Below are 8,857 nucleotides of genomic sequence, written 5' to 3' on the forward strand. Positions count from 1 at the left end.
CCGTTGGAGATGGTGAAGGTTCCACCCTGCATTTCGGCCATGGAGAGCTTGCCGTCGCGCGCACGGCGGCCTTTTTCGCCGATGGCTTTTTCGATGGCGGCGAAGCTCATCTGGTCGACATCACGGATGACAGGCACAACAAGGCCCGTGGGTGTGCCTGCGGCGATGCCCATGTGGACGAAGTTTTTATAAACCACATCTGTTCCGTCGATCTCTGCGTTGACTTCAGGCACTTCCTTGAGGGCGTGCACACAAGCCTTTGTGAAGAAAGACATAAAGCCGAGGCGTACACCGTGCTTTTTCTCGAACTCGCCTTTGTACTGGTTGCGCAGCTCCATAACGGCCGTCATGTCGACTTCGTTGTAGGTCGTCAGCATGGCAGCTGTATTTTGCGCTTCCTTGAGGCGGCGCGCGATGGTCTGGCGCAGGCGGGTCATCTTGACGCGCTCTTCGCGGGCCGCGTCATCGGCCGAAACGGGTGCGCGTGGCGCTTGTGCTGCGGGTGCCGGGGCCGCTGCAGCGGCAGAGCCTACGGAGGCGGCGGCTTTCATAACGTCTTCTTTCATGATCCGTCCGTCTTTTCCTGTGCCTGCAACGGCATTGGCGTCGAGGCCTTTTTCAGCCATCATTTTCTCAGCTGAGGGCGCATTTTTGGCGCCTGCTGTGGCGGCGGCTTGCGCTGGAGCGGGGGCAGCAGCAGGTGCTGCGGCGGCTGTTGCGCCTTCGCCCGAGCTGATCACGCCGAGCTTTGCGCTTGCGTCAACAGTTGCGCCTTCGGCGGCAATGATCTCTGTCAGAACGCCTGCGGCGGGACTTGGCACTTCGACGCTGACTTTGTCTGTCTCAAGTTCGCAGAGCATTTCGTCTTGGGCGACGGTATCGCCGACTTGCTTGAACCAAGTTGAAACTGTCGCTTCTGTGACGCTTTCGCCAAGTGTCGGCACCATGACATCAACGGCAGCGGCTGAGGCTGAGGCTCCGGCGGGCGCGGCGGCGGCTTTGGGGGCTGCTGCTGCGGCTTCGCCTGCGTTGATTGTGGCGAGAAGGGCATCAACGCCCACTGTCTCGCCTTCGGCGGCGATGATCTCGCCCAGCGTGCCTGCTGTGGGCGCTGGGACTTCAACAGTCACCTTGTCTGTTTCAAGCTCACAGAGCATTTCGTCGGCTTGGACCGCATCACCTGGCTTTTTGAACCATGTGGCGACTGTGGCTTCGGTGACGGATTCACCCAGTGTAGGAACGCGAACTTCGGTCATGGGTTATTTCCCTTTTTTCAGTGTGAGCGCATCGTCAATGAGTGCGGCTTGTTGTGCTTTGTGGGCTGAGGCAAGGCCTGTTGCGGGCGAGGCGCTTGCGGCGCGGCCTGCATAAGTCGGGCGGCCGTGCTTGGCTTTGATACGCCCGAGGACCCATTCGATATTAGGCTCGATGAAAGTCCATGCGCCTTGGTTCTTTGGTTCTTCCTGACACCAGACCACTTCGGCGTTTTTGAAGCGAGACAGCTCCTTAACGACCGATTGAGCGGGGAAGGGATAGAACTGTTCAACGCGCATCAGATAAATATCGTCAATGCCGCGCGCGTCACGCTCTTCCAGCAAGTCATAATAGACTTTGCCCGAACACATGACGACACGTTTGATTTTGTCGTCGCTCGCGAGAACCGTATCGGAGTTGCCGTATTGAGCGTCGTCCCAGAGGATGCGGTGGAAGCTTGAGCCTGTGGTGAACTCTTCAGCCTTTGAGACCGCGAGCTTGTGGCGCAGGAGCGACTTTGGCGTCATCAGGATCAGCGGCTTGCGGAAGGTGCGGTGCAGCTGGCGGCGCAGGATGTGGAAGTAGTTGGCAGGTGTCGTACAGTTGGCGACGATCCAGTTGTCTTGGCCACATTGCTGCAAGAAGCGCTCAAGGCGGGCCGAGCTGTGCTCTGGGCCTTGGCCTTCGTAGCCGTGTGGCAGAAGCACTGTCAGACCAGACATGCGCAGCCATTTGCTTTCGCCTGATGAAATAAACTGGTCAAACATGATCTGCGCGCCGTTAGCGAAGTCACCGAACTGGGCTTCCCAGAGTGTGAGGGCGTTTGGTTCAGCCAAAGAGTAGCCGTACTCAAACCCAAGAACCGCATATTCTGACAGCATGGAGTCGATGACTTCATACTGGGCCTGACCTGCGCGGATGTTGTTGAGCGGGTAGTAGCGCTCTTCCGTGTCTTGGTTGATGATACCTGAGTGGCGCTGCGAGAAGGTGCCGCGTGTGGCGTCTTGCCCTGAGAGGCGGACAGGGTAGCCTTCGGAGAGCAGCGAGCCAAAGGCCAGCGCTTCGCCTGTGGCCCAGTCAAAGCCTTCGCCTGTTTCAAACATCTGCGCCTTGCTTTCCAGCAAGCGGCCCACTGTCTTGTGAAGCGGCAAAGTGGCGGGTGCTGTGCTGAGCGCGCGGCCGATCTCGGCGAATGTCTCAGGCTTGATCGCAGTTTCGCCGCGCTGATACTCTTCTTTGTCGCGGTTGAGGTGAGACCACTTGCCATCCAGCCAGTCGGCTTTGTTGGGTTTGTAGTCTTTACCTGCCTCGAACTCCTCGCTCAGATGGGCTTGGAAGGCGGCTTTCATATCTTCGATTTCGCCTTCTGGGATGAGGCCGTCTTTGACCAGCTCAGCGGTATAGAGGCTAAGCGTGGTCTTTTGTTTCTTGATCTTTTTGTACATGAGCGGGTTTGTGAACATGGGCTCGTCGCCCTCGTTGTGGCCAAACCTGCGGTAGCAGAAAATATCGATCACCACGTCTTTGCCAAACTTCTGGCGGAACTCTGTCGCCACTTTGGCCGCGTGGACCACGGCCTCCGGGTCGTCTCCATTGACGTGGAAGATCGGCGCTTCGACCATCAGAGCGATGTCTGTTGGGTAAGGCGAAGACCGAGAGAAATGCGGCGCGGTGGTGAAACCGATCTGGTTGTTGACCACAATATGCATCGTGCCGCCTGTGCGGTGGCCTTTGAGGCCTGAGAGGCCCAAGCCTTCGGCCACAACGCCTTGGCCTGCAAAGGCCGCATCGCCGTGTAACAGAATTGCCATGACTTGCTTGCGCTCTGTATCGCCGAGTTGGTCTTGTTTGGCGCGGACTTTGCCGAGCACAACGGGGTTGACCGCCTCAAGGTGTGAGGGGTTAGCTGTGAGGCTGAGGTGGACAGAGTTGCCGTCAAACTCGCGGTCCGAGCTTGCGCCGAGGTGATATTTTACGTCGCCCGAGCCGTCGACATCTTCGGGTTTGAAGCTGCCGCCCTGAAACTCGTTGAAGATCGCGCGATACGGCTTGCTCATCACGTTGGCGAGCACGTTGAGGCGGCCACGGTGAGGCATGCCGATGACCATTTCGCGAATGCCGAGTGCGCCGCCGCGTTTGATGATCTGTTCCATCGCAGGAATGAGGCTTTCGCCACCATCAAGGCCGAACCGTTTGGTGCCCATATATTTGACATGAAGGAATTTCTCAAAGCCCTCGGCCTCAACCATCTTGTTGAGGATCGCCTTGCGGCCTTCGCGGGTGAATTTGATTTCCTTGTCGTAGCCTTCGATGCGTTCTTTCAGCCAGCCCGCTTCTTCGGGGTTGGAAATATGCATGTACTGCAGCGCGAATGTGCCACAGTAGGTGCGGCGCACGATATCAAGGATCTGGCGCATATTGGCAAAATCAAGCCCCAGAACCTTATCAATGAAGATCGGGCGGTCCATGTCGGCATCGGTAAAGCCGTATGACTTTGGGTCGAGCTCGGGGTGGGGCGTGTGCTCGGTCAGTCCGAGCGGGTCAAGATTGGCAATGAGGTGGCCACGGATACGGTAGGCGCGGATGATCATCAGCGCGCGGATGCTGTCGAGCACGGCTTGGCGCACAGCCGCGTTTGAGGCATCAACGCCCGCTTTGGCCGCGCCTGCCTGAATTTTGGTGGCGGCGGCTTTTACTTCGACTTGTTCCCATTCACCCGTGAGCGCTTGGGTGAGGTCGTCATGGGGCACAGGCGGCCAGTCGGCGCGGGCCCAGCTTGGGCCTTTGGCTTCCGCCTTAATGTCCATCTCGGCATCTCCGAGCGCGCCAAAGAACGCGCGCCACGCGTCGTCAACCGAGTTCGGATCGGCGGCATATTGGCCATAGAGCTGCTCCAGATACTCGGCGTTATGGCCTTGCATGAAGGAGGAGGCGTGGAACTGGTCGTTGGAAGACTGGTCGGTCATGATGCACCTATGCGTTCGAGCGTTTGGTCTGCGCGTTTCTGGCTCGTGGCGTTGCGAAAAGCAGCGGCGCAAAATACGCCGCCGCTATTGTCTTTGCTTATTTGCCGATCGCTTCGATCACGGCTTCGCCGAGGCTTGCTGGGCTTTCAGCCACAACGATACCGGCTTTGCGCATGGCTTCGATCTTGTCTTCCGCGCCGCCCTTGCCGCCAGCGACGATTGCGCCAGCGTGGCCCATGCGACGGCCGGGAGGGGCTGTGCGGCCCGCGATGAAGCCAGCTGTTGGCTTCCAGCGGCCCTTTTTCTTTTGGGCTGCGAGGAATTCAGCGGCTTCTTCTTCGGCCGAGCCGCCGATTTCGCCGATCATGATCATGCTGTGGGTTTCGTCGTCATCAAGGAACATGTTCAGAACGTCGATGTGCTCTGTGCCTTTGATGGGGTCGCCGCCGATGCCAACAGCAGAAGACTGGCCGAGGCCGAGGTCTGTTGTTTGCTTGACCGCTTCATATGTGAGCGTGCCCGAGCGCGAAACAACGCCGCAGGAGCCGCGCATGTGGATGTGGCCCGGCATGATGCCGATTTTGCACGCACCTGGCGTGATGACACCTGGGCAGTTTGGCCCGATGAGGCGGCTTTTGCTGCCTTCAAGCGCGCGCTGGACGCGCATCATGTCAAGCACAGGGATGCCTTCGGTGATGCAAACGATCAGCGGCATTTCAGCGTCGATCGCTTCAAGGATAGAGTCCGCCGCGAAGGGCGGAGGCACGTAGATCACCGAGGCGTTGGCCTCTGTGACGTGCATGGCTTCGTGGACCGAGTCGAAGACGGGCAGCTCAAGATGCGTGCTGCCGCCTTTGCCCGGTGTCACACCGCCGACCATCTTGGTGCCATAGGCGATGGCCTGTTCGGTGTGGAATGTGCCTTGCGAGCCTGTGAGGCCCTGACAGATGACTTTTGTGTTTTCGTTTACGAGGACTGCCATGTTTTGGCTCCTTAGATAGGGTCGTTGGGGAGGTGGGGTGCACCCACCCGACGATTAGCCTTTGACGGCTTTTACAATTTTCTGCGCGCCGTCTTTCAGGTCGTCGGCGGCAATAACATCAAGGCCGGAGTTGTTGATAATGGCTTTGCCTTCGTCAACATTCGTACCTTCTAGGCGGACCACCAGCGGAACCTTGAGGCCCACTTCTTTGACAGCCGCCACAACGCCCTCGGCGATCACATCACAGCGCATGATGCCGCCGAAGATGTTGACGAGGATGCCTTTGACCTGCGGATCAGAGGTGATGATCTTGAACGCCTCAGTCACTTTCTCTTTGGTCGCGCCGCCACCTACGTCAAGGAAGTTGGCTGGCTCGGCTCCGTAGAGCTTGATGATGTCCATCGTTGCCATGGCAAGGCCGGCACCGTTGACCATGCAGCCGATTTCACCGTCCAGAGCGATGTAGTTGAGGTCGTACTTTGACGCTTCAAGCTCTTTGGGGTCTTCTTCTGTGGTGTCGCGCAGTTCGGCGATGTCGGCGTGGCGGTAGACCGCGTTGCCATCAAAGCTGACTTTGGCGTCGAGCACCTTCAGATCGCCGCCGTCTGTGACGATGAGCGGGTTGATCTCAAGCATTTCCATGTCTTTCTCAAGGAACGCTTTGTAGAGAATACCCATCAATGAAACGCATTGTTTGATCTGCGCGCCCTTGAGGCCGAGCGAGAAAGCGATGCGGCGACCGTGGAAGGCTTGGTAGCCTGTCGCAGGATCAACTGAGAAGGAAAGGATTTTCTCTGGTGTGGCGGCTGCCACTTCTTCGATATCCATGCCGCCCTCGGTAGAGCAGACAAAAGAGATACGGCTTGTTTGGCGATCAACCAGCAGCGCAAGGTACAGTTCTGTTTCGATGCCTGAACCATCTTCGATATAGATGCGGTTGACTTGCTTACCCGCTGGACCGGTCTGGTGTGTGACAAGCGTGCGCCCGAGCATGCGCTTGGCTTCTTCTGCAGCTTCTTCAACAGAGCGCGCAAGACGTACGCCGCCAGCTTCGCCAGCGTCAGCTTCTTTGAACTTGCCTTTGCCGCGGCCGCCCGCGTGGATCTGGGCTTTGACGACCCAGAGGGGCCCGTCCATTTCGCCTGCGGCTGTTTTGGCGTTTTCGGCTTTGAGGACAACGCGGCCATCTGAAACCGGCGCGCCGTAGGAGCGAAGCAGAGCTTTCGCTTGATACTCGTGGATGTTCATAGAGCTTTCCCGTCTGGTTACTGCTGTTAGCCTTCTACTCGCACAAGGTTTCGCAAAACCTAAGAGTATTTTGCTTGTTTGGGAGGGGAAGGGGGATATTTCTGCGATTTGTGATCACAGGTTTTGCGAGTGTGATCACAAATTCACCGCTTGGCGTGGCAAGAGAATCATTTTGGTGCAGATGACGGCTTTGAGGCCTGATGCGTCGCAGGGAGGGCCTGATTTGCGAAGCTCTGCACAAAAAAGGCGCGCCCGGAACAGGCGCGCCTCTTGGTGTCTTTCGGACAGTCTTTCACTTATGCGAGTGAACCGTCGATCTCTTTGCAAGCGACGACAAGGCCTTTGACCGCATCGACAGATTTGTCGAACATGGCTTTTTCGTCTTTGTTCATGTTGATCTCAACAACACGCTCGACACCGCCAGCGCCGATCACTGTTGGGACGCCGACATAGAAGCCGTCGAGGCCGTAGGCGCCATCAACATGCGCCGCGCATGGCAGGAGGCGCTTCTGGTCTTTGAGGTAAGCTTCGGCCATTTCGATGGCTGAGGCGGCTGGCGCGTAATAGGCGGAGCCAGTTTTCAAAAGCCCGACGATCTCTGCGCCGCCATCACGGGTGCGCTGTACGATTGCGTCGAGCTTCTCTTGTGTTGTCCAGCCCATGTCTACGAGGTCAGGGAGCGGGATGCCACCGACTGTGGAATAGCGCGTGAGCGGAACCATTGTGTCACCGTGGCCGCCGAGAACAAAGGCAGTTACGTCGCGCATAGAAACTTCGAATTCTTCTGAAAGGAAGTGACGGAAGCGTGCTGAGTCAAGCACACCAGCCATGCCGCAGACTTTGTGCGCTGGCAGGCCAGAGAATTTCTGAAGCGCCCAGACCATCGCATCAAGCGGGTTGGTGATGCAGATCACAAAGGCGTTCGGCGCGTGGGCGGCAATGCCTTCGCCAACAGATTTCATAACCTTGAGGTTGATGCCGAGGAGGTCATCACGGCTCATGCCTGGCTTGCGGGCCACACCTGCTGTCACGATGCAAACATCTGCGCCAGCGATATCGGCGTAGTCTGTTGTGCCTGACATGGCGGCGTCGATGCGCTCGACTGGGCCGCTTTCGGCGATGTCGAGGGCTTTGCCTTGTGGCACGCCATCGGCGATGTCGAACAACACGATATCACCAAGCTCTTTAAGGGCGGCGAGGTGGGCGAGCGTGCCGCCGATCATGCCTGAGCCGATGAGGGCGATTTTGGGTCTGGCCATGAAGGTTCTCCAGTGAGGGTTGAATTTGGCGCATGGCCTAGGCTTTTATTTGGCTCAACGCAAGGGTGCTGCGCTGCGGCATCGGTCAGGCTCTGCTTGTTTTAAGACGGCAAATAGCGTTAAACCGATTGAGAAATCGTAACTTTAAGGCTGATCTGTTGGATTTTGCATTTTTCGCTATAGCGGGCGCAGCTGTGACCTTTGCGGGCATTTCGAAGGGGGGCTTTGGCTCTGGCGCGGCGTTTGCGGCGGCGGCGATTCTCGCTCTTGTGGTGGAGCCCGCGATGGCGCTGGGAATCATGCTGCCACTTCTTATGCTGATCGATTTTGCCACTCTAAAGCCCTATTGGGGGCGTTGGCGCTGGGCAGACGCAAGGCTTCTGGTGCTTGCGGGTGTGCCGGGTGTGCTGCTTGGGGCGCTGTTTTACGCATGGGCCAATGCCGATACGCTGCGGCTTATTATTGGCGGCATCGCGCTTTTGTTTGTCGCATGGCAGATGGCGGGGCGAGCAGGGCTGATCAGGGCAGCGAAGCGGCCCATCTCCGCTTGGGGCGGCGTGGTTGCGGGGCTTGTGGCGGGGTTTACGAGCTTTATCAGCCATGCGGGCGGCCCTGCGGCAGCCGTTTATCTCTTGTCGCGCAATCCGAGCAAGACCGAGTATCAGGCCAGCACGGTGCTTGTCTTTTGGCTGATCAATATTGTGAAGGTGATCCCTTACGGGTTCATGGGTATTTTTACGTTGGAGACGCTCAAACTTGATTTGATGCTTGCGCCTTTTGCGCTTTTGGGCGCGTGGCTTGGCGTGAAAGCGCATTTTCTGATTGGCGAGCGGGTTTTCTTTGCGCTCACCTATGTTTTGCTCACTGTGACTGGGGTCAAGCTTGTCTGGGGCGGGCTGACCTAGGCCTCACGCGTCATTTTCTTTTGTGGGTAGGGCTTCGGCCAGCGTTTCAAAAGACTGACCACTGGCAACAAGGCAGGTCAGGCCTGCGGCTGTGGTGACCGTGATTGTCCATGTGCCGCTTTCAACGCTGGCAAAGACTTCGACCACAGAATTGTTTGAGCCAAGGCCGATAGATTGGCGTGTTTCTCCGTAAGTGCTCGCGAGGCGTGCGACTACAGTTTCGCGGGGGGCACAATTGGGGGC

Annotated in this window: 7 protein-coding genes; 1 reads left to right on the forward strand and 6 read right to left on the reverse strand. The window is 57.8% G+C overall.

All coding sequences use genetic code 11. The annotated features are described in order from the left end of the window. From odhB to mdh, 5 genes are all read right to left on the reverse strand, one after another. The coding region (odhB, locus tag P8O11_RS01705; protein WP_300290990.1) for a 2-oxoglutarate dehydrogenase complex dihydrolipoyllysine-residue succinyltransferase at window positions 1-1,256 on the reverse strand (1,256 nt) is incomplete at its 3' end. Window positions 1,257-1,259: 3 nt separating this feature from the next. After that, a complete protein-coding gene (locus tag P8O11_RS01710; protein ID WP_300290992.1) occupies window positions 1,260-4,220 on the reverse strand; it encodes a 2-oxoglutarate dehydrogenase E1 component in 2,961 nt (986 codons plus the stop codon). A gap of 97 nt (window positions 4,221-4,317) precedes the next feature. Further along, on the reverse strand, window positions 4,318-5,202 hold the full coding sequence (sucD, locus tag P8O11_RS01715; protein ID WP_300290994.1) for a succinate--CoA ligase subunit alpha: 885 nt from the start codon (window positions 5,200-5,202) through the stop codon (window positions 4,318-4,320). Window positions 5,203-5,256: 54 nt separating this feature from the next. Next, complete coding sequence (sucC, locus tag P8O11_RS01720) at window positions 5,257-6,450, reverse strand: ADP-forming succinate--CoA ligase subunit beta (RefSeq protein ID WP_300290996.1); 1,194 nt, start codon at window positions 6,448-6,450, stop codon at window positions 5,257-5,259. Between the two features lie 296 nt (window positions 6,451-6,746). Then, window positions 6,747-7,709 carry a malate dehydrogenase gene (gene mdh, locus P8O11_RS01725; protein WP_300290998.1) on the reverse strand — a complete coding sequence of 321 codons (963 nt, stop codon included), beginning with the start codon at window positions 7,707-7,709 and terminating at the stop codon, window positions 6,747-6,749. Between the two features lie 158 nt (window positions 7,710-7,867). Between mdh and P8O11_RS01730 the strand changes: the two genes are divergently transcribed. Beyond that, the gene (locus tag P8O11_RS01730) at window positions 7,868-8,614 is read left to right on the forward strand and encodes a sulfite exporter TauE/SafE family protein (protein WP_300291000.1); all 747 of its coding nucleotides are present in this window, start codon (window positions 7,868-7,870) and stop codon (window positions 8,612-8,614) included. A 3-nt stretch (window positions 8,615-8,617) separates the two neighbouring features. Here P8O11_RS01730 and P8O11_RS01735 read toward each other — a convergent pair. Continuing rightward, on the reverse strand, window positions 8,618-8,857 hold a 240-nt coding region (locus P8O11_RS01735; RefSeq protein WP_300291002.1), incomplete at its 5' end, for a hypothetical protein.

Origin of the sequence: Lentibacter sp., from assembly GCF_029254145.1 — a bacterium.
Taxonomy (GTDB): Bacteria; Pseudomonadota; Alphaproteobacteria; order Rhodobacterales; family Rhodobacteraceae; genus Lentibacter.

Excerpts from the sequence above, each read along its gene's own strand:
- P8O11_RS01710 (WP_300290992.1), bottom strand. The coding sequence starts at position 4,220 with ATGACCGACCAGTCTTCCAACGACCAGTTCCACGCCTCCTCCTTCATG.
- sucD (WP_300290994.1), bottom strand. The coding sequence starts at position 5,202 with ATGGCAGTCCTCGTAAACGAAAACACAAAAGTCATCTGTCAGGGCCTC.
- sucC (WP_300290996.1), bottom strand. The coding sequence starts at position 6,450 with ATGAACATCCACGAGTATCAAGCGAAAGCTCTGCTTCGCTCCTACGGC.
- mdh (WP_300290998.1), bottom strand. The coding sequence starts at position 7,709 with ATGGCCAGACCCAAAATCGCCCTCATCGGCTCAGGCATGATCGGCGGC.